Genomic DNA, 24,224 nt, shown 5'->3' on the forward strand with positions numbered 1-24,224 from the left:
AGGTCTATGCTGCGCACCGCTCGAGACAGGTCCAGACGGGCCACCACCGTATCGATACGGTCCAGTTCTTCCGCCGCCTGCACCACCAGAGTGCGGCGGTTCGGTTCAATGCCCATGGCCCCCTGGATGTGGCAGGAGCCCGGCTCCACCGCTACCTGCATGCCGGTATCCACTACGACCTGCAGGGCGTTTTCCGGTTTATAAAAGACACCATCCGAAAAATACTGCGCAAATACCTTGCGCAGAAAAGCACTGTCCACCGCGCGGTCATACTTCGGCAGACCTTGCTCATCGTAGGTAATCTTGTCAGATGTAAACGGATAACTTTGCATTCAGTAAATCATCCTCGCTTTCTGCAGCTGTGTCAGCTTTTTGTCCCCCAGCTCTATCTCGACCGTGTGGTTGTTCTGCTTGAAAACCTCCCGCACCGTTACGATGCGGGCCTGTACGGCCAGGCCGATGTCTTCCACGATTGCATCCACCTGGTCGCCCAGATCCCAGTCCTCAAGGTAAACAAAACCGCCAGCTGCCGTCTGGATGTCCACATTACGGATGATTGCATAGTTCAGCAGCTTATCCAGGCCTTTCTGTTCCAAACCGGCAAGATACTCGCTCTCCGTTTGTTCCTCCGGGTCCCATCGATCACTGCGGGCATCCACATATAGCACCCTTTTGTAGCCGCCGCCGGACAGATCCGCATAGGCCACCTTGCGGTTTTCGGCCTGGTCCTGCCCGGCCACAATGGCGTAATTCTTATAGTTGGATCGATCTACTGATGCATCCACCTGTGTCAGGTTACCGAAGCCATCGCTGAAGGTCACGAAAGGGTTGGCCGTTTGCTCCTGGGTGCGGTCCAGGCCCTGCCAGACCTCGGCGGTGATGGTGTTCGCCTGGTAGTCGTACCGGCAGCGCAGCGACATCTGCACCGTCTGAAGCTTGGTGTAAGCCACATCGGCCAGTTGCCCGCCGGTCTCCTGCCAGTTGGTTTCGTCCGCCTGAGTGGCCGGAGCATCCGCCACAGTCAGCAGCGGGATATCATCCTTGTATTGTCGCAGCATGGCCACTACCGCCGCCGGGATAGTGCCCGTAGCGTAGTATGCAGGATACACTACCTTGTCGTTGAGGATGACTTCCAGAAAATATCCCGAAAGCTGCACGAACCTTCCCTTGACCGTCTCGGTGAGCTCCACCTTCTGGATGATGCCGGTTTCCGGGCGGTCGGGAGTGTACAGATAGGCCATGGTCGGCTGGTAGTCAGCCGCCGCGATCTGTACGGAGAAATTACCAACCTGGTAATACTCCCGGGTCCACTGGAGATTGAAGAAAGGCAGATAGGCCACCGGCTGAAAGTCGGCGTCCAGAGCAAGAAGCTGCATGGATCACACCCCCAGATACTGCTTGTTGTACCGGATAACCACATGCAGGCTGTTGTCGCCATAGTCGGCGGCAAAGCTGTATACGTTGGTACCTGGCTGCAGGGCCAGGCCGGCGAAGTTGCTGGCGCGGTCCACCCTGTTGAGCACGTTCTGCCCGTTCTTTGTGATGCGGATGCGCTGAGGCGCCGTGGTGATGACCACGGTGTCGCCGGCCGCCAATTCGTCGATGAGCCGCACGAAGGCGGTGCCGTTTACGATCTTCGGGTTGGTCACCGGGGCGTCCACCGTAAGGGTGATGACAGGCCAGGCCGGCACGTCGCCGTCGTAGTCGAAGGTCACTTTCCGGGCAAAGTTTGCCACATCCACCAGCACGCCCAAGTCCGGGTGATCCATATACGGGAACCCCCACCGCGGCGTGATGGCTGCAATGTCCTGGCCGAAGTCGTCCACACTTTTCCAGTACGGATCTGTGGCAAGGAAGTAGGCGCTGAATTCCTGCGGGAGGTCAATCTGTTTGCTGGGTGCCTGAAAAGCTTCAAGCTCGGCTTCAAGCCAAGCAGTAGTTCCCATATAGGTCAGATAGACTCGATAGGTGGACTTGGGATTGAAGAACCGTTTGGCCTGTTGTCGAAGTTCTGCGTTAAGACGCGTGTCCATAACGGCGGCCTGGAGCTCCAGATCCCGCGCGGCCACCCGTTTTCCTGTGGTGGTATCTCCGTCGCCGGTTCCGTTCTTTTGGGTGAACAGCTCATACTTGGCTGCATCTGCACCGTCGATGGCTGTCAAACCCCAGTCAGTTTCGTCCACTATAAACTCAGTGTTGTCCGAGCGAACGAAGCGCGCGATCACTTCCGTATCCATTTACCGTTCACCTGCCATTCCATAGGTGTTTTGAATACGCAGTGCCCGGGCGATTTCGTCCGGGGCCTGCATGGTATCTTCGAAGTAAACGTTCTGCGTGTAATTCGTAATATTACCTGTCGCAGACCCCTTTTCGTGAATAGCGGTCGGCCCTGCGCTGCGAATCTGCCCGGCAAACGCGGCCTGCATATCTGCCACGCTGGTACGCATAGAGCGGACAAGGCCCGCCGGGTCTGTACCTCCGGCGACTTCCCGGCGTAGCGATTCCATCGCGTCTACGACGCTTTGCGAGACCAGCGGTTCGCCGTCCTCCACACCCAGAGCCCAGCCGCGCATAATGTTCAAGCCAATGACTCTGCGGAATACCTTGGACGGAGAATGGATGTCTGCTGTAGCTTTGGCGGCGGCTACCGCTGACTCCACCGCGGCCACCATCGCGTTCACCAATCCGGATGCGCCAGCATTCACACCAGCGGTGATCCCGTCCATCATCGACTTGCCCACGGAAGGAAAATCATTGGCGGATACCGACGCTTGCGCGGTGCGCTTTGCGTCTTCGATCAGTTTCTGCGTCGAAGCTGTCAGCGAAGCATTGGCATCAACGCCCGCTGCCACATTGTCTACAAGGCTGCTGCCTGCTGAACCGGCAGACTCAGCTGTCTCCGGCAGCCCCAATTCGGTCAGCAGCGCCTGGACCGCCACATCAGTGCCATTGGCAAACAGCTCGCTCATGCGCTGGAGCTGGGCATCCGTAGCATTCACCAGTGCAGCTACCTGGCCGGCCGCCTCCGGGCCAGCATCGCGCAGGTGCTGCAGCAGTCCCTGGTCGATCCCTCTGGCCGCCAGTTCATCCAGATTGGCTGCCCATTCTGCTACGGCCTTCTGGTTATGTTCCAGGTTTGCGATCATGTCACTCACACTGACTTCCGTCTTAGTGTCAAGCTGATCCATGTAGTTGGTTGCTGCCGCAGTATAGGTTTCCAGCGCCTTGGTCTGCCGCTCCAGTTCCTGTTCCCGGGCCTCGGCTGCCGCTTCATTGGCTTCCTGTACGGCCTGGGTGTTGGCAATGGTCTGTTGAGCCCAGGTAGTGTCCAGGTCCGCAAGCTGGCTTTTCAGCTCCTCCTCCTGCGCGGCGATCTCCTGCTCCTGCTCAATATACCCAGCGCGGGTATCATTCAGCTGCTCCAACAGTTCGTTATACTCGCTTGTGGTCAGGAGTTTTTGCTCCAACTGACTTTCGAGTTCGGCCTCTTTATCGGTTAATTCCGTCTGGTTTTGACGGATGGTCGCCTCTTCCTCCAGAAGTTCGTTATACCGCTCCTGTAAGGTCGCTGCCTGCTCCATCTCCTTATGAGCCCTGATATAATCCCGCAGCTGCTTAGTGGTCATGTTCAGCTGATCTGTTTCGTCATCGTAGACAAGGCACAGATCCTGGTATTGCTCGTTCAATTCCGCAACAATAGCACCCATCCGCAGCTTTTGTGTGGCACTTTTTTCGTCTGCCTTGTTCAGCTCATCCATCTCGCGGGTCAGGGCAGAGGCTGCGTCGGCGTTCGCACTGAGAGCCTTTACGCTTTCCTCATAGGTCTTCAAGCTGGCCTCATTACTCTGCGCCAGTTCTTCCTGCGCACTGGCCAACTGATCTATCGCATCCGCTTGCTCAGTGTACGCCTCGCTATCTGCGGTGATCCACTTGTACAGGGCAGTGGCGCCTGCTACAAGCAGCGTGATCCCTGCAGTAATCCAGCCGACAGGGCCCATAGCGATCTTGATCGCAGTACCCAACGCTGTGGTGGCTGCGGTCAGCAGTCCCGACGCCACAGTGGCCAACCCCATACCGGTAGTCATGCCGCCCAGCACAAATGTACCTGCTGTCATAACGCCATTCTGCGCCATTTGTGCAGCTGTTTGCGCAGCGGTTGCCTTTGCGCCGAGGGTCTTAGCCGCTGTCGCCCGGGCTTCTGCAACTGCCTGGGCGTTCAGGGTTGGAACGGCGGCAATACCTGCAGCATCCGCCGCGAGGATCGCGGCTGCCGCCACCTTTTGCGCGGCAGTGAAGGCAGTTACCGCCTTGTTGGCACCGTAGGCTACTGCAAGCACGCCCAAGACTACAGCCAGTGTATCCGCATTCGAAGCAACAAGCCCAAAGGCAGGGGCCAGCGCTTTCAAAGCCGCCTCGGCACCCTTTCCCATGGTTTCGATGCTATTCTGGATACTCTTGAATTTCGTCTTGGAAAGGCCTTCATCAACGCTGGTAACAATCGAAGCGGTACCACGTACCACAGCCGTGGACATGTTTGTCCAAGCGGTACGGATACCAACGCTGGAAGTTTTGGCCAGATCTGCGAAGCCGCCCACGCCGTTGTTGAGTTCTATCAGCCGTGCGTTAAACTGCTGAATAGTGATATCACCATTCTTCAAAGCATCATACAGCTCGGTTTGCGCGCTTTGTCCCGCATACCCGAAACTTTCCGCCACACGGGTCAAACCGATTCCCATGGTCTCCTGCAGGGTTCGCCAACCTTCCAGATCCACCTCGCCGCGGCTGAGCATCTGCACATACTGTTCCAACCCGCGGGCAGCGCCTTCGGCACCAGACCCACTGGCCAGGAATGCGTTGTTCAGTGCGATGGTCGTATCGACAGACTGTTCCAGGTTATCTGTCAGGATAGTCAGGCGCTGGGCTGTGGATACCACGCTGTCCAGCGTGGTGGGAAGGCCCTGCACTCCCTTGGACAGCTTATCCACGGCGGATTGGGCAGCCTCGGCGCTGTACCCCATTTGTTCCATCATCATGGGGAACCGGTTCATCGTGTCCACCCGGTCGATGGCAGAGTCAAGGGAAGCCACCACGGCACTGACACCCTTTTCAATCACCTTAAATACAGCGCCGCCTTTTACGATGTCTTCCAGACGGCCAGCACTTTCGGCTGTTTTGTCGAACTCCTCCGGCAGTTCACCGAGCCCGCGGGCAGCGTCTTCTGCGCCTTTACCGATGTTGGAAAGCTCATTGTTTACATCTTTTGTGCCCGAGGTGAAGCCGCTGGTGTCTATGTGCGTATCAAAGATGATCGAACCGTCATAGCCCATGCTGCTTCCTCCTCTCAAGTTCCTTCCTTGCTTCCGCGTGCCGCCGCTTTACGCGATCAGACAGGCTTTCTGCCCGCTGGCCACGCGTAACTGCTTTGCGGGGTAGTGCGACCTGCTTTTGCATCTTGTGATACTGTTGCCGGAGCTTGTTATCTTTTATCTCCGACAGTTCCATTGTCCGCAGGTGCATCCGCTGCGCCATGGGAGTATCTTCCGGCAGGTTTTCCAGCAGGGATGTAAATGCCCACCAGTGCAGGAATCGCACCTTTGTAAGGTCGATATGATACGCCTGCAAAAAGCTTGCATAAATGCAGCCCGCATCCATGACAAGGTCATAGGCCCGCTCATTGCTCTTTCCGGCTCCGGCGCGCACATCCTTCGGATCGCGCCCCCTGCGGTAAAACCACTGCAGCCGGTCCACGGCTCGGGCCATGCCGCCCGGCGGCAGCTCCTCAAACAGCTGGTTCACGCCAAGGATCGTTTTTTCCACATCGTTCAAAGCGTCGTCATCCAGTATCTGCTCAAAGCGGATCATGTTGCGGTAATCCGGGTAGATGGTCACCCCATCAATGCTGTCCGGCAGACCGTTCTCCAACAACAGACAGGTCATTTTTCGCCCTGGGTTGCACGGTTGGGCATATAAGCAGCGATCCTCTCACCGGCCTGCTGGCCCTGCGCGGCAACAGCTTCCCGCAACGCAGCCACCACATCCATCAGACCACTCAGGCTGGTCTTGGGACCCAGCAGAGCGTTGCAGGTGCCGTCCCCAAAGGCATTGTCCACGAAGTCGGTCAAAAGCTTGCACTGACCTTCGATATATGCAGTGTACGCCTGCAGTCCTTCCCGAGTGGAAAGGGCTTCGGCTTTCGGCAGCGGGGGCGCGGACGCTGCGGCTTCATCCATGGCTTTTGCGGCGTCCAGGTATCGGTGAAGATCGTCCGGAGCGGTGATATCGAAACCCAGCTCCAGGCCGTTTACTTTCAGCATATATTTCTCTCCTTATAGAAAAGGGAGGCCCCCATGGGGGCCTCCGGGATCAGGAACTTTTCTGGGTTGTGGTCTTGGCGGCTACCGAAGCGAGAGATTCCATTTCCGCCGGGCTATAGGTGTACGCCTTCGGCGTTCCGCGCGCGGTAAGGGTAGCGGACCAGCCGGCATTCTCACCAGCTGCGCCGCTGTTGTCGTCCTCCACCGCGATGCTGATGCTGCCCTGTTCGCCTTTGCCGGTGAGCATGTTGAAATACACATACTTCTTGATCACCGTCTGGCCGGTGCCGTACTTGAGTCTGTGGTCCAGCAGCGCGTCCTGAAACTCATCCCCCGCAAAACGGTCGCCGGCAACCGTAAAGCTGCGGGTGGTGCCGGTCTTGGTAGTGGAAGTGCCGCTGCGCAGATACGTGCTGTCGGCAGTAGTTGCTTCCAGGGTGCCGGTCTGCTCGGTAACGCCCTCATCCGCCACAATGTAGTCGGCAGGACTGGCGGCTTCACCAGAGAAGTCCACAGCCAGCACCATGTCCCCGGCTGTGACGATACCCGCGAATTCGGGATCGGGCGTCACGCCGGTCATCAGTTCAGACAATTTCATCTGTTTCTTGCTCCTTTCTGGAAATAGACCAGCCGGCACTGGATCTGATACTGTCCTTCCGTGCCGGTGGCGCTCATTAAGTAACCGGTGCTCATGGCCTCCATGAGCACCGGCTGTTTGTCTGCAGGCAGAGCCGGGAAATGCCGTTGACGCGTTTGCGCCTCCATCCAGGCTGCCATCTTCTCATAAAATCCGCTGTTTGCCAGGTTCTGCGCCACACCCTCGTCTACCGGCGATTTGGACGCCAGCACGAACACATACTGGCGCAGGGATGAGCCATGCACATACGCGCGGAGGACCTCATCCACCGGCGACGGGCTGATCATATATTCCAGCGGTCGGGACGGCAGGAAGTCCACGTTCAACCGTGCTCCGTCCAACAGCGGACAGGCCTGCAGGTATTCTTGAAGCGCCTGGATGATGGTATCAACCATATCGTGCCCCCGCTTTCTCTGCCGCGCCTTTCAGGATATACGCCTTGCGGTCCACCTTCATGCGTTCAAACCACTTAGCGCCACGGCGCGGGTCGTATTTTCTGGTGATGTCGGTACGGTAATACTGCATGGCCGCATACGGGGCGATCTGCTGGACCTCGCCACTCCCGATCACAGTGCCCAGCGTGGCCGCCTTAATCAGCAGCCCGCTCTGCATGGGTGTGTAGGGGGCCATCAAGCGGATCACTTCGCTGTCCACAAAAGCCTGTACCGTGTCCAGCTGTTTGGTGCGTTCGGCGGCAAAGGATGGTGACCAGGTCAGCCGCGCCTTGACGGTGCCGCCGGCTGTTTTACGCTGCACCAGCTTGCCCCGGGGCGTGGTAATGGTCAGAAGCGCCATTTGTCACTCGCCCCCGATCCGCCAATGGGCAAGCCCGCCGCGCCGGTTATCCCGAACAAGGGTCACGCGCCAGCTTTCCGGATATTTCTGGGTAAGCTGTGATGCGCTGGTGATCTCATCCGACACAATGCCTTGTACCACGATATCGCCAGGCTGGACAGTTACCGCCTCGTTGGTGAAGATCCGCACGGTATACCCATCCGCAGCAGTATCGCCGCCGGTTCCGGTAGTCACTTCGCGGCCTCCGTACCAGCTGACGCCAGTGTACGGCGTACGCGTCCATACATCCTGACCCTGCTCCGGGTTGTATTCCCGGTGGTACAGTGTGATGTTCGCATTGCGCACGCTCATTTACTCCACCCCCGCATACATGAGGTTAACAGGCCAGGTGAGGTAATCCACGCAGAGATTGTACATCTCAAGCCGGCGCGCAGCGGCACGGTCATTCGGCTCCGCTCCGTTCGTGCGGTAACTTACGCTGTACCCATCTACGGTTTCCGAGGTCACAAGGCCGGACTGGGTCCGGGCGTCCTGATCATGCCAGGTACGCAGCTGATCCGCTACGGCACAGCAGCACAGCGACAGCGCTCGCTTCATACTTTCCGGCGCACAGGCTGCACGGCTCCTTGTGAAGCGGTCGATCTGCAGCTCGGCTTTAGCGGCCCAGCGTTCGAACTCCTCCGCGCTCATGTCGCCCTTATACACATCCGTGTAAAATGTGTAGTCTGCATATGCCATGCCGTTGGCCTCCTCTCCTTACTTCTCCGGCTCTGCAGGATGATCCTTGACCAGGTGATCCTCCAGGCCCTTGGCGGTCTTGTAGACCTTGCCGCAGTGCGGACAGGAAAATACCGACGGCGCGGCAGCGGGCTTTGCCGAAGTCTGGGCCGCATATGCTTTACCAATCTTGTTCGCCATATCTGATCCACTCCCTTCTTACACGCCGGCAGACTGATGGTGGCAGAACACGCCGCTGAGCTTGTTCGCGTACACATCCGCAATGCCCACCATGCGGTACCCGTACTTCCAGGCATCAGCGTCCTGGTTGACCTCAGGGGAAACGATCTTGGGGGCTTTATGCTTCGGGAACTGGATGAGCGCAGGCTTGTGCAGAATCATGAAGTTGATCTTCGCACCCTGCACAGCACGCACATAGTCGTTCTCGATAGGGGTGTAGTCAGGGTCTGCCACAGGCGTGACTTCCGACACCTTGATTTCGCTGCCAGACGGACTGGCACCGTCCGCGACTACCTTCAGCGCGCCGGGGTCACCCTCGCTGCACTTCTCATAGTGCTTCGGGTACGGGCGGTAACCGCCCGCCTTCTCGTCATTTTTGCCGCTCAGCTGCTCGATGGCGGTATAGAAGCGCTTCTGGGGGACCCGCTTGATGCTGGCAAAGCTGTCCAACACCTCACGGCTCTTGGTGGTATCCAGATTACGCACCATGCTCAGCAGCGTGGGGGTGATACGAAGATGGCGTTCGTTTTCCGGCACGCCTTCTTCGTCCATGTAGTTCTGCGCGTCGCTCAGCGCCTTGATCACCGCCGCGCCATCTTCCAGGGTGCCCTCCATGCTGCCGATACCCGCCTTGCCGGCATAGCTGGCAAAACGGAACGCATCCAGCTCCGGCACCACCTTGGTGCGGATGAACTCACTGGACAGCTTGCCGAACGCGAGGCCCGCCGTCTCGGCGTTGTCGCAGTTGTCCACCGAAAAAGAACGGCCGCGGTCAAAGTTGCACTTGACCGTTTCGTTGCGCATGGTGACGTCGCCTCCCACATACCCGCTGTTCCGGTCATAGTCGGCCAGACCCTCCATGTCCAGCATGGGGATCACCAGCTCGTTCGCGTTCGCACCCTCCTTGACCAGTTCGGGCGATCCGTCCAGGTCGGAGGTACAGGATTCCAGCGCATACACTTCGTCCAGCATAGGGACGTAGCTCGCTGCCAGTTCGATAAGGTTTGCCATATTCTTTTCCTCTCTTTCTATTACTGCTTATTTCTTCTCAGCCGGCAGACCCATGGCCGAGCGCATGGCGGCATTGTTTGCCATCACAACGGTCGTTCCCGTGCCTGCCGCATAGGGCGGGGGAGGCGGGGTCATATCCTCGAAGGCATACGCGCTGTCTTTCTTCAGCTGCTCGAACAAGGTCTTCGCATCGGCATCCCGGTTGGTGCTGGCGCGCAGGGCCTGCATTCTTTCCTCGCCGGCCAAAGTACGCAGCACCGCCGCGTTCCGGCCCTTGTTGGCCGATACCTGGCCGTTCCACCAAGTGTCAAACTTGTACTCCTCCAGCTGCGCAGCCGCGTCCTTCTCCGCCTGCTGGGCACGGGCCTTATACTCCGCGGCTTCCTTGCGCACCGCTTCCAGGTCCTTGCCCTGCTCCTGCAGGCTCTCGATGGTCTTGGCTGCGTCGGCCAGCTGATCTTTGGCGGCTTTCAGCTCGTTGTCCTTGGCTTCGAGATCGCTTTTTTCGACGAAGCGCTTGCCGACCTCCTCGCTCACGCGGGTGCCGATATCCTCGGTATAGGCATCGCCGAGGATCTCTTTCAAAAAATCCAGCATCTTTTACTCCTCTCGGTTTTATGGGTGGATATTCGGTCAATTTAAAAATGCCCTTGAAACAGGCGTGTAAGCCCGTTTCAAAGGCATTGAAAAAAGGACCCCGAAAGGTCCTTTTTGTCACAATGTTCAGTTGTCTTTTTCGTGGCGCTCCAGATTCGCCTTTACATATTTATAAACAGAAGAATCCGGGTTGAGTGCAAACATCTTGCAATCATGTACTTCTGCTTCTCTAACTGCGACAGGGATTTCAGTGGGGTATCTATCGCACTCGTTTTTGCCTCGGTGCCAATGCCTGCAAGCATTACACATAGGAACAGCAGTTTCGAATACCATATAGTCCTCGCAAAGCATGGAGGCGCTGAATTGCCGTTCGTCCTTTTTATCCATTGGGGATCACCTCGGCCCTAATGCCTATCGTTTTCCTTTTCGTGGCGAATACTGTTACAGACCATGGTAAGAGTTTCGCCTGCATCGTGTGCAAATGCTCCAAGATCATCTAAAGACAAGCCCTCATCCTCAATGAATTGCCGCACTTCTTTTTCCAGCTCCAGCCATTCGTCGTCTGTAAGCCGAGGCCGCGCAAGATAGTGGGCGATTGCGGATTCACGCTTTTCCCGGTCGAGCACAGGTCTTTCGCCGTTCAGTATTGCGATAATATCCTGCTGAGCCTGTTCCTCTTCCGGATCTGGTACACCCTTTTTCCCGGACAGGATCATCGTCCGATAGAATTCAAGCTGCTTTTTTGCTTGCTCGGTCAAATTGGATCACTCCCCCAAAGCATATGTACAGCGCTCTTGACTGCCCCTTTGACATCTTCTGAAATTTCTTTACTTGCAAGAGTGTCTTCAACGTGCTCCAGCAACCAATCATATCTTTGATCCAGTTCCACTTCAAATAGCGCGACGGCAAATTCGAGGTCGGTTTTGTAAAGGCCCACCGCCTTATTGATTCCTCGCAGCAAAGCCGTCTCTTTGCTGTATGCAGAAAGTGAGGGCAACCCATTGTCCCTGCATATCTCCTCAGTCAGAAGTTGAACAACACCTTCTTCAATATGCACATTTTCTGCATATATAGTTCCCTTGAACCGGTTTGCCGAACGCATATGCAAAAGTTCATGCAACAAGATTGATGTATCTGCGTTCTCGCTCAGTGATACTGTGCCATCCCATTCAGCTGATCCAAGTTCGTGTTCAGAGTGCTTGTCAAAGCGAACTTTACAATTCCATGCGCTGGGTACCTGAGTGTACTTCTGGATTCCGGCTTCGAGCAGCATGGCAGTTTGTTGGGCATTGTTTTTAGTCAAAGGAGTACGTCCTGCTGCAAGTATAGCATCACTTGCCATTTTAGGCGAGTGTTTTTTGGCGGAGATTTTTATGCCCAGCTTCCTTGCTGCCCAGGCATCCCGGCTGGCCCGGCTGCGGCCGTATTCGGCGGCCATGGTGCGCCATGGCTCCGGTGTCTGGCCGGTGGCCTGGCAGAATCGGTTGTATTCCTGCCGGATGCGGGACAGCCGCAGCTGCGTTGTGCGCAGCCATTCCGGATCACCCTCCGCTGCCATAACGTCGTACTTGGTGGAGGTGATCAGGCTCTCCAACTGCCGTTTGCGGGCCTTTGCCTCATACAGGGTGTAATGCTGGCCCTCGTAGGTAACGCCTGCTTCATTCTCATCCAGATAACGCTGCAGCTGCTCATCACTGTAAGCCGGCTCGCTGATACCCAGCAGGATAGGATATACGGTATGCATACAGCCCCACCAGCCGAACTTGCGTTCCAGGCTGCCATTGACCTGCTCGTATTCCTCTGCGGAATACTGGTGTCCCTGGTAGGGCGCATGATCCGGCGCGGGCGCGGCGTGAGCGCTGATCTCCCATCCATCCGCGCCGATGGTTTCGTAGTTCATCTGACTGATGGCATTGTGCATCTCGCCCATGCGATTGACGAGGTACTGCCGCACCGCGTACTCGATGCGCATACTGCGCCCATCCGCCCGAGGAATCGTGCGGATGCCGCGCTGCAGCAGCTCTTTCAGGGACCGGCGGATCGCCGTCTGGTAGTCCAGCGCGCCGGTGGCTGTCTGCATATAGGCAAAGTCCATGATCTTGCCGTATGCCTCTTTCACCGTGTATAGTTTTCCATCCGGCCCGGGGGCCCACAGGTTGTCGAAGTCTTCCGCTGCCGCGCGGCGGGACACGGTGCTGTACGCCTCCACCAGCTGCTGCAGCTGCCCGTTATCCGAAAACTCGGCGGTCAGATCGGCCATGTCCTCGAACAGCGCGTCGATCACCGTATCGGACACCTGCAGCTGCTCCGAGATGGCTTTTTTGATCTCCTTCTCGGCCAGTCCCAGCTGCTCGGCCCGGTAGATCTGGTATTCTGCTGTGGAGGTGATCGCACCGGTGCCGCGCACCCGACGCACAATATCCTGCAGCAGCATTTCATGGATGGGTTCGGCCACTGCTGCCGCTTTCTTTCGCAGTTCCTCCAGGGCCTCCTGCCGTTCTTCCCGGTCCATTTAGCTCGACCTCACTCCCGCTTCACGCAGCATGTCGGTCAGTTCCGGCATGTACTTCTCGCGGATGGCCTCCAGATCCTTGGGAGTTTCCCAGGGCAGATCGTACTTCCAGGCCAGCGCGATCTCCGGCTTGAGCATTTCGCTCTGCACCATCTGAAGGATCTCGCTCCAGTTCTTGTCCGGGTCGTACAGCACACCGTTGCCCCAGCTGATGCTCAGCTGCTCCCGCGCATCCCAGCTGGTGTCATCACAATAGTGGTACATCCGGCCCAGCGTATCGCACAGGGTCAGATACTCCCGCACCGCGTCAAACCAGACTCGCTGCAGGTCAATCAGACTCAGGTTGTAATCACCCGCCGTGCTGGCGATCTCATAGGCGGTCTTTTCCACCTCCTGCACATCGCTCAGCAGTCCGCGCTTCATGCCGATGACATTCTCAACGCTTTTCAGGTAACTCTGTTTGCGGGCCTCATATGATTCATGGCGCAGGGTCGGGGAAAAGGCCGTGAGACCAATGCCCCCTTGCGCCCGGAATTCTTGCAGGCCCACAAACACCTGGTCGTCCAGCTTACGCTCGCCATGGTCCCCGGTGCGCAGCATTTCTGCTGGTGCCATAATGCGGTGCTGGCCCAGTTCAAACTCCCGGCCCAGCTGAGCCTCGTTACGGTTGATGTTGTGAATAAGGCCCATGGCCGGCTCGTAGATGCTTACAGCCTCCAGGCTGCCGTCCACGCAGTTGGCCATGGGGGTGCGCAGCGGCACCAGTCCTACGCTGCCCACCGGTTTGGGATACACCCAGGATTCGGACAACCCGGCATACCGGCTCAGGCTGTCCAGCGCACAGGGGGCACCCAACAGGTGGGCCCCCGAACTTCTATACAGCTTATTGTGCATCTGGAGAAACCCGGCTGCATCCACCGTGCGGGATTCCACAAGCGTGTACCAGCTCCCGCCCTGGGCGGTCTGCTCTATTGTGCCGATGGATGTGAGCCTTCCGTCCGGATCGCGCCCCATCACCACCGCCTGGTTGCGCCGGATCACCTGCGGGCGGAAGAATGTCCTCCCGTCCTGCTGAAAGGGAACCGGCTTGAGCCAGGCTTCTCCGGCAATCAGCATCCACTGCATCGCGGTGCTTTTCGCCAGATCCAGCTGTGTCAGGTTCTCGCTCATCCAGCTGCCCTTGGCGCTTTCCTTGTCCTGCAGGTCGCTGTCGTACTCAGCGAACATTCCTTTTTCCAGCTTATGGACAATGGTGTAGGGCAGCCGCTGGCAGGGGTCCGAATCTTTATCCGGAGTGCGGTTGAAGTATTCTGCGATCCAGCTGTTGATTGCAATCCGCATCTCCTCGCTGGCCACATCCCGTCCGCCGAACGCCTCGTCCAGTCCTGGAACGCTTTTATCAAGCAGTGCCCGGATAAGAGCCATCCTCGCCACCTCCGATCCGTACCCGTACGTCCTGCCGCCCCAGCGCTTCCAGGGCATATTCAAGCCCGTCCGCGTATGCACGCAGCTGCCGGTTCTTTGCAATTTCCTGTTCCAGCCTTCTGTGCAGCCGGGCCTGGTCCTCCTGCATGGCTGCGCGGGCATATGCCGGCAGATAGGTCTCTACCAGCCATTTTTTCAATCTGTTCATATCAGGTCCCCCTACGCAGCCAGATCCGGTTGGTGGCGTAACGCACCGCATCGATGTGATGGTTGTCCGCGTCCACATACACCTGAATCGCTTCGCCCTCTTTGTTTGTCTCATACTCGTACTCGGTGAACTCCCGGGCCGTGTCCGGGCATTTGTCCGGGTCGATGACGATGGCGGCCAGGCTCTGCAGCCACTTCATGCTCTGGTTTACGCTACCGGGGCCTTTCACTGCCTCAAAGCACCGCAGACCAGCGTCCCGATAATCCGCGCAGCTCTTGGGCTCGGCGCTGTCCGCGATGATCTGCTCCCCCTGCGGGATACGCCTTTTTATCATCGCCGCCGTTTCAAAGTTGTTCAGTTTATTTAGGGTAAGTTCATCGATAATATACAGGGTACGGCGGCCCGCATCGTACCAGGTGCGGTTGAAGGCAAAAGCGTCCGGGTACCAGCCCCAGTCGACCCCGCTGATGATCTCGCCAAAGGTACGGATACGCTTCTTGTCGATGGATTCCAGCCGGATGTTATCAAACACCTGGGTGCCGTTGCCCACCGCTTCGCCCAGGTATTCATGCCGGTATGCGGTAGGCTTGGTCTGCCGCAGCCAGTCGGCCTGGGACAGAAATTTAGGCCCCAGCCATTCCGGCGGGGCCTGCAGGTATGTGGTGGGGTGGACCAGTTTGCCCGGACGTGATTCCCGCGCATACCGGTTGGCCCAGTTGCGGCTGGAGGCGGGCGGGTTGAAACTGATCAGTGTCAGCGCCTTTGCGCCGCCGCGCAGTGCTGACTGCTGCACGTTTCGCACTGCCGACTCGCCACCCTTGATCTGGTCGGCTTCCTCGAACCAAAGGCAGCCGATATACCCGAACGGCAGCTTGATGGATTTGATCTTGTACGGGTCATCCAGGCCGCGGAACAAAATACGCTGCCCAGTGGGTTTATAAATACACTGCATGGGGCTCTGGGTGCAACGGAAGCTGCCACCCAGCCCCAGCTTGTCGATGCACCACAAAATCTGCGCGTATACACTATCGCGCAGCGTGTCGGCGACCTGCCGCAGCACCAGCGCATGGCAGTCCGGGTTCCGCAGGATGAACAGAACCACTTCCGCGCCACAGAACGAAGACTTCAGACTACCGCGGCCACCCGGCAGCACCGCTTCCTCCACGGCTCCCGACCTGATTTTTCGGTGGGGTTCGTAGAAGGCCGGCCCGAGAACGTCTTTCAGGTCCACCCGAGTTCCGGCATTAGATGCTGTCAACGATGGTCACCTCCTGGCATTCACCGCCGGCCTGCTGTCGCATCTGCCCATACAGCCGGATCGCTTCCACGTCTCCAGCACGGCATTTACGCAGCAGGGCGGCATGGACCTCGGCCGCTTCGTCTACGCTGTATTTTTCCGCAAGCTTTTTCAGCAGCTGCAGGTAGTCCCGCTTGCTGGTCTTGGGGTATGCGGTCTGCAGCATTTGCAAATCTTGCAAAATATTGAACTCTTTCTGCTCTGCCGCACGCTGGATACCTTCCAGCAGCCCGGCAACGCTCTCGGTTTTGGTCCTCATTTGTTTTCTCCTTCTGCCCGGAACATCAAAAGCGCCCCAAATTTCGCCTGTAACGAAAAAAAGCCTCCGAGCGGCCCGTTTGACCGTCCAGAGCCTTGCAACGTTTTGCAACGGCTTTCCGGCGATTGTAGAGGGGTATGTAGGCATAGCGGGAAAAACTGACCCGTTTTTGATAGGTACGCTTCGCCATCCGGCCCATTTAGCCCGGATGACTGCCCCTCTATGCCCGCCGATCACGCCGTGGGGGACGAATCAACCCCACTTTGCTCCCGGTTTCCTTGTAGCTTTTGCAAAGTAGTTTCGCTGGCTTTGCAAAGCGCGTTCCTCGCTATTGCTTTGGCCATTCATCCGCTTTGCGCACGCACCTGCTGAAAGGGCAGGCCAAACGCCCGGTATCCTTCAGCATCCAGACGCACCGTGTACATAAATACGGTGGGCGGTTTTGAACCAGCCGGTCAAACTGGCGGCACGCTGCTCGCCAGTTGGCGTCAAGCTGCTCGCGCTCTTTTTTCTTCACGGCAGCGCCTCCGTGATCCCGAACCGAAGCCGGCGCGGATGCCCCAGGATCTCTGTCCGCACCGTGGCCCGGCGCTGACGCCGGTCCATCTGCACGATCTGCTGTTCAAATTCCCGTAACGGCCCGTCCAGCACGCGCCAGCCGCCCGGGAAAAACGCCACTGTGGAGAGCCCGATCTCTTCTCCGGTATCCAGCCCCCAGCGCAGCGCCTCGTTCGCATCCAGCGCCTGCGGGAGGCCATCTTCCAGGCCGAGCCAGCGGATGACCCCCGCGATGGGGGCCAGGCGGTGGTACAGGGCTGGTGTGTACTCTGCGCTCACAAACACATACCCGGGGATCAGCAGGCGCGTTTCTTCCTGCCACTGGCCATGCCGCCGGATCTGCACTTTCTGCTCCGGCGCTCTGGCCTGTACCCCGGTCCGGCGCAGCTTGCCGCACACATCCTGTTCTGTGCCGGTCATAACCTGCAGAACATACCACGCTCTCATTCTTCCGCCTCCCTGGCTTTCCGTTCCAGGATCTGCACCACCTGCCGGTACAGATCCGGGTGCTCAGTGCCCAGCGCAGAAAAGAACTGCGCTTTCAGCTCGTCCGCAGCGGCCTGTGCGTCCGTTTTGTTCTGCTGGTCGATCCGCTGCTTATACGCCACGGCTTTCGTCATGGCGTTCATTTCCCGCAGCAGCTTGTCCAGCCCCACCTCGGTCCATTCTTCCTCCGGCTTGTTGATCACGGCCTGCAGCATCTTCTGCCCGGCGATGCGGTTTATGATCTCCACCGCATCCATCTCCGGCACCTTTGCGGCCGTTTCCATCATGACGCGCATAGTCTCCTGCGCCACCGTCAGTGACTCAAGGTTTGCCCTGAGCTCCCGCGCATAGGTGCCGATGGCCGACTCGCTGATCGAAACCTCCTGCTGTGCAAGATACGCCCGGATGTCTTTGTAGGTGAACTGCGCCGGGGCCAGCGACATGGCCTCTACGGTGCTGCGGATCTCCGGCGGCAGCTGGCTGATCTTGCTCCGGCTGCGATTTTTTCGCCGTGCCATCCCCGCCACCTCCTACATATCCACCAGCGGATCTCTTACCACGCACCGCTGCAGCTGCAGGCCCCGGGGCGTCAGCTTGACCTCCAGGTCTTCCATCTCCGTGTCGGATACGCTGGCCGGTGCCTTATCTTCGATGCTGCGGACAGCCAGATACCCACTGTCCGCCAGGTAGTTTACACTGCTGCACAGTGCCCCTCGCTCCATACTGCCCGCCAAAGCCAGCAGCAGGGAGCGCAGCTTCAGGTACTTGTAGTCGCTGCCTACCACGGCCAGCGTGCGGATCACCGTCCCATTGTTCGAGGCAAGTTCACCCGCCTGTACCTTTCGCACAAGATCCTGCTCCTTCATTTAGCTCGCTCCCTTCATCATCAGTTCCATGAGCCGGTCCAGCTTGTTCTCCAGTTTCAGCTGGCTCCTCAGATATTCTTCACGGCGGACGCCATTCTCTTTGATGTCTTTGACATCCTCGCTCATCTGCCGCATTTCGGTGCGCATTTCGGTGCGCATTTCCTTCATGTCACGGCGCATCGCCTCCAGGTCCTTCTGGTGACTGGTGCGGGTCGTGTAGTTTTCCCGCACCTCCTTGATGTCCGCGCTGTTCTTATCCAGCTGAAGAAAAATAGACCGGCTCACCAGGGCTCCTACAATCCCCAGCAGCGCTGTGAGCAGGATTCCGATAAGCCACCAGGTGCCTGTATCAAATGTCATCTGCGTTCCCCCGTATACGAAAATAAGGTATGATGCCCTCGCTGTGAGGTCATCATACCTTATATATCGTTTTCCCTTCCACCATACTTTTAGAGCAAATCTCTGCTACAGGTCGAACAGGGAGACTTGCCCATCCATAGGGCGGCGGCGTAATTCATTAGCTTTTTCTGCGACGATTTTCCGTACATACCCTTCGCTCAGATCCCATTTGCGGCAAAGTTCATAGATGTTGGAGCCATCGTATTCTTCTCGGATTTTCGCGTCGCGGACCGGTATAAGCAGCATATCTGGTTGCGGTATGTACATGCGCCCGGTGCCCCCGTATACGCTCACAAGTTTACGGAAAGCATCCATGCCGATCAGTTCAGCCAGATCCCGAGCCTCACCCTGCAGGTCCTCCAAAGTCAGAAGTTTCAGCAACTCCTTATTCATAGGCCGCCTCCTGGTCCTGCCGGTACTTCGAGCTGTGCAGGTATTCCAGCTCGGCGCGCGTCGCTTGGTCCTTCAGCCCCTCGATCAGGGCCGCGCCCTGCTCCCGTGTGAGGAACCGGCAGGGCTGGGCGGGAAACGCTGTTACATGGAACTGCTTTTCGATCATCCCGCACAATCTGGCCTGCAGGCTGACTCCGGGCTTCGGGTCGTATGTGGCCAACTCGCCCATCAGGTACCAGATCTTGCCCTGCTGTGCCGCCGTGACGCCACCCGGCATTTCTTCATATTTCCGCTTACGCCGCTGCCGCTGCCTGGGCTGTGTGCCCTGGTGCTGCCGCGCTTTGCGTCGGATCAGTTCCTGTTCCACCAGCTGGCCTTCTGCGGGCGTCAGGTCGGATATGCCTTCTTTGCCCGTGAGGCCCTGCACAAGCAGGTGCAGCGGGTCCTCATGGTCATGCCCCTGCACCATGCCCAGGCTCGCTGCGATGGCATAGATGCGCCGCTTCGAGCCGTTGTCTATATTCAGCATACCCATCCTGTTACCCTCCTTTAGGTCATGGAGGCCGTGTCCTCCACGTCGTAGTAGAATTCGTCCGTCACCTTGATGTACGCTCCGACCTGTTCCAGTACGCTCTGCGGCTGCTTCTTCAATGCTTCCCGATCCAGCGTTTCGGTGGTCTTGATCAGTTCCGTGCGCCCCATCGCCTTGAGTGTGGCAATGGCCTCTGCCGCCTTGCTGGTTGCCAGCATCAGCTTGCTGCTGATTCGGTACCCCACCACGCCAAAGGTGAGGGTTCTGCTCTTGCCGCTCAGTTCTGCGCGATGGGCGTCCACATATTCCTTGACTTCGCCCTCCAGGCGCTTGATCCGGTTCTGGATCGGCAGCGCGTTTTTAGCGTACTCGTCTTTGATGCTGTCGATGCGCCGGTCCTTCTCCACGCCCATCTCAATCAGAGCGTGACGGCACTCACGGATATCCCGCAGAGCCTCGTTCACCGCCGCCCAGTCCCGCAGTGCGGGTTCGCTGAGCACTTTCTTTCTTGCCATTTTACCCTTCCTTTCCAAGCAACTCCACAATTTTGCAGATGCTGCATTTCTCATCCAGCTCAGTCTGACTGCGAACTTCCCGCGGCCACCGACAGTAGTCATCACATATGACCTCCATCAATTCATCGCGGCAGGCAGTGTGACTCACTGTCTTCACATTGGATGGCTGATTGCAGATTTTGCAAGCTGACATTATCTGCCTCCTTTACCTCCCTCTGCATTTCTTCGGGCTTGGGACCGATGGCCTTATCGGCCAGCTGCATTAAGGTGAGGCCTTACGGCCCCAAGCTGTATTTCTGCTAACCGTTCCACGCTTATTTTTCCTTCTGCGGGCCGCGCCATAATGGGCAGTTATATCGCGTATCTTCCCCAATTCCCGGCACAAACCTGCATCCTTTCACATCTTCACAGTCATTGCAATCGCCATGGGTGGTAATGCGCTCGAGAACGCTCTTGTACATATCACGCTGCTGCGTTATCAGTGCCAGTTCTCCCTGCAGTTGGTGCACGACGGGAAGATCATCGGGTTCGATAGTCGGCGTGTTCTCAATAGTGAAGGCGGTAACGCCGTGAAACAGGACATGCCCCCGCATGTATAGGTTCTCACATTTTTCGATCAGATTGTCGGCATCAATCAGCCGCATTTTCTTCACCTCCTTTTGGTTCGAAATTTCTGCAGTAAAAGTTCGCGCTTGGCCTGCCATCATCAGTACCGGGTGGCCATTCCCGGCAGACGGCCCCGGGGTGGGGCCGTTTCGGCTTTGGTATCAGCGCAGATGAAGCAGCATTCGAACCACATGCTCGCAGCATTGCTCAATCTCTTCATCGCTGGGGAGATCGTGATGCCGGATTTCCAGGTAGTAGATGATCGCATGCAATGCGATCACGTTCTTTATCCAGCCGTAGGCGGAGATCATCAGGGCCGCCACCAACAATAATGTAGTCATCATGAACCTCCCCGCGCCTGGGTGTTGGTGCGTTCTTCCGGGGGCCAACCGGAGAGCACAACATCCTTTATGTCAAACTCTTCGGTTTTTTCGTTCTGACCCTCATCGTGGTACCGAATGGTGACTTTGCCTGTATTGGCGTCCACGCGATACCAGGCTGTGTTGGGGAATGCCCTGTCTCCAACAACAGGCATTGCCAACTGAGCGTCGATCTGTATTTCTCCGGCTTTGACCTCTACTGCGCGGGGATATTCCCACTTGTCGTCCATAAATGCTCCTTTCCGCCCGCCTTGCGTGGGCTTATCGCTGGCCTGCCATCGTCAGTGCCGGACGGCCATTCCCGGCAGACGGCCCCGGGTGGGGCCGTTTCGGCTATTTTGGTATTACCGTCTTCTGGTGCGTCGGCGGTACCATTGCTCCATGTCCGCCATCGCGGCCAGCTGGCCCAGCTGCCAGCCGAACCCGATCAGCACCACGATCAGCGGCAGCACCAGCACCTCGCCGCCGAACACCATCGGGCGGCCCGTGTACACCCATGCGGCCAAAGCCAGCATCAGACCGGAGAGCAACCCTCCGGCAAAACTCACCCAAAGCCTTTCCTTTCTCCGTTTCATGGTCTGCCCTCCTTCACGATACCCGCAAATTCATGGCCGTGGCGACCTTGCGCAGGCCGCTATAGCTCACATCTTCCATCCTGATCGCATTTTCATAGATGTTCTGTGCGGTGCGGATGCTGTACACGCTCCGCGCGATCCCAAGCAGGAAACTCAGCTCTTTTTCCCCATTCAACGCAGGGAACAGCTTCTTTACATCTTCCAGCGTGATACTGCGGGCCAGATAGTGCCGGGGCATCTTTACCCGGGTGAAGGTCTGTGCAAACTCGGCCTGGGCTTTGCCCTGGATACGGTCATATACCTGGCTGTTGCCGATCAGGCAGACTCCGTTCCCCGGGGTACCGGTCTTGCTATCCATATCGCTCAGCGTCCGCAGTACCTCGATGGCGGGCAGATTCAGGAACTGCGCTTCATCCACGATTATTACCTTGTTGGTGTTCGCCAAACGCTCCCGGATCTCCAGCATGAGATCCATTTTGTTGCGCTTTTCAGGCATTTTCAGCTCCCTTGCAAGCAGACGGACAACACCGTTCACGTTACTGGTGATGGGATCCACGCTGATGTAGATGGTGCTGGACGGGTTTTCACGCAGGAACTTCTGCGCCCCCTTTGTCTTGCCCACACCGGCGTCCCCATGCAGTACGGTCACGCACCGATGAAGCTGGCAATACTTGATGCTCTGGTAAACATCCTCCGAGATGCTGGTGGGGACATAGTCGCCGGCGGGCCGATACGGGGCCGCTTTCTCGGCAGCCTTGTCGGCTTCCATCTGAGTCCGGAAGAACTCTTCCAGGCTCCGCTCTACCTTTTCCACATCGCCACTGTAGGCGCTTTTCAGCCAGCGGCTCAGAGTGCTGCTGTTCGTCATGCCCAGACGGCGGGCGAGTTCAGCCTGGCTTGTGCCGGTGGTCTCCATGTACTCCCGGGTGCGGTCCTGCAGGGCCGTGTTAAAAATCTTCTCCATCGTCTGTATCTCCTTCCATCCAAGTCATGAAGTTTCTGTTCATCCGAGCTATGTCCAGGTCTCCAGGGTCGCCAACCGCCATAGGCAGCGGCGGCGCGGTGGCAGTCTCCCGGTCGTACATGATCTCGGTCTGCCGAATGTTCTTTTTGGCCACCGGCCCGGCTGCGTTCCGCGCCGCGATGTCCAGCGCAAGTTCCATCGGACTCACCTCTCTGCCAGCAGCCCGCAGCACCTGTACCGCTTTCTGTATCGAACGGGCCGAGTGACGCTGCACCTTCAGCAGTTCCTTCAGAACCTCCGGGTCCTCGCCATAGCTGGCTTCCAGCGGACTCCGGCCTACCGTCATGAGGTACTGATCGGTGTCCGCAGCGTACATCCGCACGCTGCTCAGATCGGCAGGATCGTAGCGAATATACACTTTCTGATCCATGTAGTGCCGGATTTCCTCGTTCCAGAACTTCATCGGCACGCCGTTGATGGCGGTCACGATTCCGGCGCGGCCCACCTTGAGCGGGCGAGTAGAGCGCATCAGCATCAGCTGCAGCACACCGGGGTCTGCCGGGACCTTTTCCCGTACGCAGTTCTCGTTGTACACGTCGATTTTCCGCTTGCCTTTGTCCGCCACCACCGGCCCGTCGTACTTTGAGTAGTTCAGGTCGTACTGGATCAGCTTGTCCAGGGTATCCCGGGCCTCTGCGTCTGTGGGAACCTGACGCCCGCTTTTCAAGATTGCTTTCAGGTCTTCCGGCTTCTCCTGGGGCGATCCGCCCGTGAAAGTGGGGAACAGCCGCATGAGCCGGTCTTTGAGCGCCCGGAAACTTCTCTCCACGATCTTTGCCCGGGAGTTCTTCGGGATGGCGTTCACCATCTTCACTTCCATCCGCTCCATAATGGTAAGTGGCTGGAACTTCGGCTCCCCGTTTGCCGTGGTTTTCTTGGCCCGGTGGCCCAGACCGCCAAAGTCGAAGGTCAGGTATTCTCGGCCATTGTCGTTGTACAGGTTCATCAGCGGCAGTGTGCCCTGGCGTTCGCAGGCGTCTCGCAGCGCGTTCACGCTGTTCTGGCTCTTGGTCCCATCGCTCATGCCCCAGCCCACGAAGATGCCGCTGCGGGCATCCACCCAGGCGGATAAGTACATCCGGTGCAGCTGCCCCGACTCCGTCCGTGTCACGATATCCATGGTGTAGGTATCGCCCACCCAGATGGCGTTGCTTTCAATCTCATCGTAGCGGCGCGAGATGTAAGGGCTGTACTTCGCCCACCATTTGCGCGGGCCCTCCCGCGCATAGAACACGACTTCGGGCGGAAGTGCCCTCACGCCGCGCTGGAAGGTCTGTACGCTGGGCAGCGGAAGCGCCTCCGGGCGGTTCTGCAGCGCCCACTCCTCGGTCAGTTCCAGACATCGTTCCGCGCTCAGCTGACGCTGGGTCAGATACAACCCGCAGAATATGTCCCAGGCTGCCGGGTGGATGCTGCTCTGGCCCTTCCGGGCCTTGCCCCGATTGTCCACCAGAGCGTCCCAGTCATCTGCACGCACGGCCTGCCATTTGCGGTACAGTGTGCCCCGGCTGACCTGCAAGTCCGGGTATCGGGCGCGCAGGCGCTCCACAAAGTCCTCATCCAGATCCGCTGCTTTGCCTGTGCCCTGTCGGAACTCCCGCCATTCAGCCACCGTGTTCATCCAGAACGCGATCTGTTCGCGCTCGGCCATGGTGTACTCATCCAGGGGCTTCTTGCCAGGGGCTTTTCGCCCCGGCCTCGGCTTGTCCGTCGTACGCTGCTCCGCTGACGCAAGCAGCGCCGTGGTCTCAGCCTTTTCGCCCTGCTGTACGTACCAGCGTCGCTGGATGTCGGCAGGAAGCGAAGCTAACGGAATAGCATACTCTGGTTGGTTTCGGCTATTTTGAATTTGTGTTGCGCTTATGCGCGAGCATTGAA

Annotated in this window: 34 protein-coding genes and 2 other RNA genes; all 36 read right to left on the reverse strand. The window is 58.0% G+C overall.

Features of this window, described 5'->3' with window-relative positions:
• Window positions 1–332, reverse strand: a 332-nt coding sequence (locus B5E65_RS09975) for a hypothetical protein (protein WP_143402995.1), incomplete at its 3' end; no start/stop codon positions are given.
• Window positions 333–1,376 carry a siphovirus ReqiPepy6 Gp37-like family protein gene (locus tag B5E65_RS09980; RefSeq protein ID WP_087171630.1) on the reverse strand — a complete coding sequence of 348 codons (1,044 nt, stop codon included), beginning with the start codon at window positions 1,374–1,376 and terminating at the stop codon, window positions 333–335.
• 3 nt (window positions 1,377–1,379) lie between these two features.
• Window positions 1,380–2,237: a phage distal tail protein gene (locus B5E65_RS09985; protein WP_087171631.1), complete on the reverse strand. Its 858-nt coding sequence runs from the start codon at window positions 2,235–2,237 to the stop codon at window positions 1,380–1,382.
• Window positions 2,238–5,327: a tape measure protein gene (locus B5E65_RS09990; RefSeq protein WP_087171632.1), complete on the reverse strand. Its 3,090-nt coding sequence runs from the start codon at window positions 5,325–5,327 to the stop codon at window positions 2,238–2,240.
• Window positions 5,317–5,937, reverse strand: a complete 621-nt coding sequence (locus B5E65_RS09995; protein WP_087171633.1) for a bacteriophage Gp15 family protein — start codon at window positions 5,935–5,937, stop codon at window positions 5,317–5,319. The genes B5E65_RS09990 and B5E65_RS09995 overlap by 11 nt, the downstream gene beginning before the upstream one ends.
• Complete coding sequence (locus tag B5E65_RS10000) at window positions 5,934–6,314, reverse strand: DUF6673 family protein (RefSeq protein ID WP_087171634.1); 381 nt, start codon at window positions 6,312–6,314, stop codon at window positions 5,934–5,936. The genes B5E65_RS09995 and B5E65_RS10000 overlap by 4 nt, the downstream gene beginning before the upstream one ends.
• A 49-nt stretch (window positions 6,315–6,363) precedes the next feature.
• Window positions 6,364–6,912 (reverse strand): phage tail tube protein, encoded by a 549-nt coding sequence (locus tag B5E65_RS10005; RefSeq protein WP_087171635.1) that lies wholly within the window; start codon window positions 6,910–6,912, stop codon window positions 6,364–6,366.
• Window positions 6,909–7,346, reverse strand: a complete 438-nt coding sequence (locus tag B5E65_RS10010; RefSeq protein ID WP_087171636.1) for a hypothetical protein — start codon at window positions 7,344–7,346, stop codon at window positions 6,909–6,911. Before B5E65_RS10010 ends, B5E65_RS10005 begins: the two co-directional genes overlap by 4 nt.
• The gene (locus B5E65_RS10015) at window positions 7,339–7,746 is read right to left on the reverse strand and encodes a hypothetical protein (RefSeq protein ID WP_087171637.1); all 408 of its coding nucleotides are present in this window, start codon (window positions 7,744–7,746) and stop codon (window positions 7,339–7,341) included. The genes B5E65_RS10010 and B5E65_RS10015 overlap by 8 nt, the downstream gene beginning before the upstream one ends.
• Before the next feature lie 3 nt (window positions 7,747–7,749).
• A complete protein-coding gene (locus B5E65_RS10020) occupies window positions 7,750–8,097 on the reverse strand; it encodes a DUF6751 family protein (protein ID WP_087171638.1) in 348 nt (115 codons plus the stop codon).
• Window positions 8,098–8,484, reverse strand: a complete 387-nt coding sequence (locus tag B5E65_RS10025; protein ID WP_087171639.1) for a head-tail connector protein — start codon at window positions 8,482–8,484, stop codon at window positions 8,098–8,100.
• An 18-nt stretch (window positions 8,485–8,502) separates the two neighbouring features.
• The gene (locus B5E65_RS16210; protein WP_158098563.1) at window positions 8,503–8,664 is read right to left on the reverse strand and encodes a C2H2-type zinc finger protein; all 162 of its coding nucleotides are present in this window, start codon (window positions 8,662–8,664) and stop codon (window positions 8,503–8,505) included.
• 18 nt (window positions 8,665–8,682) lie between these two features.
• A complete protein-coding gene (locus B5E65_RS10030; RefSeq protein WP_087171640.1) occupies window positions 8,683–9,714 on the reverse strand; it encodes a hypothetical protein in 1,032 nt (343 codons plus the stop codon).
• Between the two features lie 27 nt (window positions 9,715–9,741).
• Window positions 9,742–10,311, reverse strand: coding sequence for a phage scaffolding protein (locus tag B5E65_RS10035; RefSeq protein WP_087171641.1), 570 nt, complete (start codon window positions 10,309–10,311; stop codon window positions 9,742–9,744).
• Between the two features lie 126 nt (window positions 10,312–10,437).
• Window positions 10,438–10,698, reverse strand: coding sequence for a hypothetical protein (locus B5E65_RS10040; RefSeq protein ID WP_087171642.1), 261 nt, complete (start codon window positions 10,696–10,698; stop codon window positions 10,438–10,440).
• A 17-nt stretch (window positions 10,699–10,715) separates the two neighbouring features.
• Window positions 10,716–11,069 (reverse strand): hypothetical protein, encoded by a 354-nt coding sequence (locus B5E65_RS10045; RefSeq protein WP_087171643.1) that lies wholly within the window; start codon window positions 11,067–11,069, stop codon window positions 10,716–10,718.
• Window positions 11,066–12,823, reverse strand: coding sequence for a phage minor capsid protein (locus B5E65_RS10050; protein WP_087171644.1), 1,758 nt, complete (start codon window positions 12,821–12,823; stop codon window positions 11,066–11,068). Before B5E65_RS10050 ends, B5E65_RS10045 begins: the two co-directional genes overlap by 4 nt.
• Window positions 12,824–14,248 carry a phage portal protein gene (locus B5E65_RS10055; RefSeq protein WP_087171645.1) on the reverse strand — a complete coding sequence of 475 codons (1,425 nt, stop codon included), beginning with the start codon at window positions 14,246–14,248 and terminating at the stop codon, window positions 12,824–12,826. It abuts the gene before it with no gap.
• A complete protein-coding gene (locus B5E65_RS10060) occupies window positions 14,223–14,456 on the reverse strand; it encodes a hypothetical protein (RefSeq protein WP_087171646.1) in 234 nt (77 codons plus the stop codon). Before B5E65_RS10060 ends, B5E65_RS10055 begins: the two co-directional genes overlap by 26 nt.
• A gap of 1 nt (window position 14,457) precedes the next feature.
• Window positions 14,458–15,714, reverse strand: a complete 1,257-nt coding sequence (locus tag B5E65_RS10065) for a PBSX family phage terminase large subunit (RefSeq protein ID WP_087171647.1) — start codon at window positions 15,712–15,714, stop codon at window positions 14,458–14,460.
• Window positions 15,701–16,012, reverse strand: a complete 312-nt coding sequence (locus B5E65_RS10070; RefSeq protein WP_087171648.1) for a phBC6A51 family helix-turn-helix protein — start codon at window positions 16,010–16,012, stop codon at window positions 15,701–15,703. The genes B5E65_RS10065 and B5E65_RS10070 overlap by 14 nt, the downstream gene beginning before the upstream one ends.
• Before the next feature lie 513 nt (window positions 16,013–16,525).
• Window positions 16,526–17,017, reverse strand: coding sequence for a transcription termination/antitermination NusG family protein (locus tag B5E65_RS10075; RefSeq protein ID WP_087171649.1), 492 nt, complete (start codon window positions 17,015–17,017; stop codon window positions 16,526–16,528).
• Entirely contained in the window at window positions 17,014–17,574 is a 561-nt protein-coding gene (locus B5E65_RS10080) for a phage protein Gp27 family protein (protein ID WP_087171650.1), read from the reverse strand. Before B5E65_RS10080 ends, B5E65_RS10075 begins: the two co-directional genes overlap by 4 nt.
• Window positions 17,575–17,586: 12 nt before the next feature.
• A complete protein-coding gene (locus tag B5E65_RS10085) occupies window positions 17,587–17,922 on the reverse strand; it encodes a hypothetical protein (protein WP_087171651.1) in 336 nt (111 codons plus the stop codon).
• Complete coding sequence (locus tag B5E65_RS10090; RefSeq protein WP_087171652.1) at window positions 17,923–18,282, reverse strand: hypothetical protein; 360 nt, start codon at window positions 18,280–18,282, stop codon at window positions 17,923–17,925.
• A gap of 105 nt (window positions 18,283–18,387) precedes the next feature.
• A complete protein-coding gene (locus tag B5E65_RS10095) occupies window positions 18,388–18,714 on the reverse strand; it encodes a Mor transcription activator family protein (RefSeq protein ID WP_087171653.1) in 327 nt (108 codons plus the stop codon).
• Window positions 18,707–19,249 carry a phage protein GemA/Gp16 family protein gene (locus B5E65_RS10100; protein WP_087171654.1) on the reverse strand — a complete coding sequence of 181 codons (543 nt, stop codon included), beginning with the start codon at window positions 19,247–19,249 and terminating at the stop codon, window positions 18,707–18,709. Before B5E65_RS10100 ends, B5E65_RS10095 begins: the two co-directional genes overlap by 8 nt.
• 14 nt (window positions 19,250–19,263) lie before the next feature.
• Window positions 19,264–19,761 carry a host-nuclease inhibitor Gam family protein gene (locus B5E65_RS10105; protein WP_087171655.1) on the reverse strand — a complete coding sequence of 166 codons (498 nt, stop codon included), beginning with the start codon at window positions 19,759–19,761 and terminating at the stop codon, window positions 19,264–19,266.
• Window positions 19,762–20,075: 314 nt separating this feature from the next.
• Window positions 20,076–20,405 (reverse strand): hypothetical protein, encoded by a 330-nt coding sequence (locus tag B5E65_RS10115; protein WP_087171657.1) that lies wholly within the window; start codon window positions 20,403–20,405, stop codon window positions 20,076–20,078.
• Window positions 20,406–20,452: 47 nt separating this feature from the next.
• Window positions 20,453–20,522, reverse strand: an RNA gene (locus tag B5E65_RS10120) — hammerhead ribozyme type II.
• A 6-nt stretch (window positions 20,523–20,528) separates the two neighbouring features.
• Entirely contained in the window at window positions 20,529–20,711 is a 183-nt protein-coding gene (locus tag B5E65_RS10125; RefSeq protein ID WP_143402997.1) for a hypothetical protein, read from the reverse strand.
• Window positions 20,708–20,977: a hypothetical protein gene (locus B5E65_RS10130; protein WP_087171659.1), complete on the reverse strand. Its 270-nt coding sequence runs from the start codon at window positions 20,975–20,977 to the stop codon at window positions 20,708–20,710. The genes B5E65_RS10125 and B5E65_RS10130 overlap by 4 nt, the downstream gene beginning before the upstream one ends.
• Window positions 20,978–21,013: 36 nt before the next feature.
• Window positions 21,014–21,082: hammerhead ribozyme type II (locus tag B5E65_RS10135), an RNA gene on the reverse strand.
• A gap of 9 nt (window positions 21,083–21,091) precedes the next feature.
• Window positions 21,092–21,322: a hypothetical protein gene (locus B5E65_RS10140; protein ID WP_087171660.1), complete on the reverse strand. Its 231-nt coding sequence runs from the start codon at window positions 21,320–21,322 to the stop codon at window positions 21,092–21,094.
• A gap of 13 nt (window positions 21,323–21,335) precedes the next feature.
• Window positions 21,336–22,286: an AAA family ATPase gene (locus B5E65_RS10145; protein ID WP_087171661.1), complete on the reverse strand. Its 951-nt coding sequence runs from the start codon at window positions 22,284–22,286 to the stop codon at window positions 21,336–21,338.
• Window positions 22,270–23,997 (reverse strand): DNA-binding domain-containing protein, encoded by a 1,728-nt coding sequence (locus B5E65_RS10150; RefSeq protein ID WP_158098564.1) that lies wholly within the window; start codon window positions 23,995–23,997, stop codon window positions 22,270–22,272. The genes B5E65_RS10145 and B5E65_RS10150 overlap by 17 nt, the downstream gene beginning before the upstream one ends.
• Window positions 23,998–24,224: the final 227 nt, after the last annotated feature.

The organism is Gemmiger sp. An120 (genome assembly GCF_002160955.1).
Classification (GTDB): domain Bacteria; phylum Bacillota; class Clostridia; order Oscillospirales; family Ruminococcaceae; genus Gemmiger_A; species Gemmiger_A avium.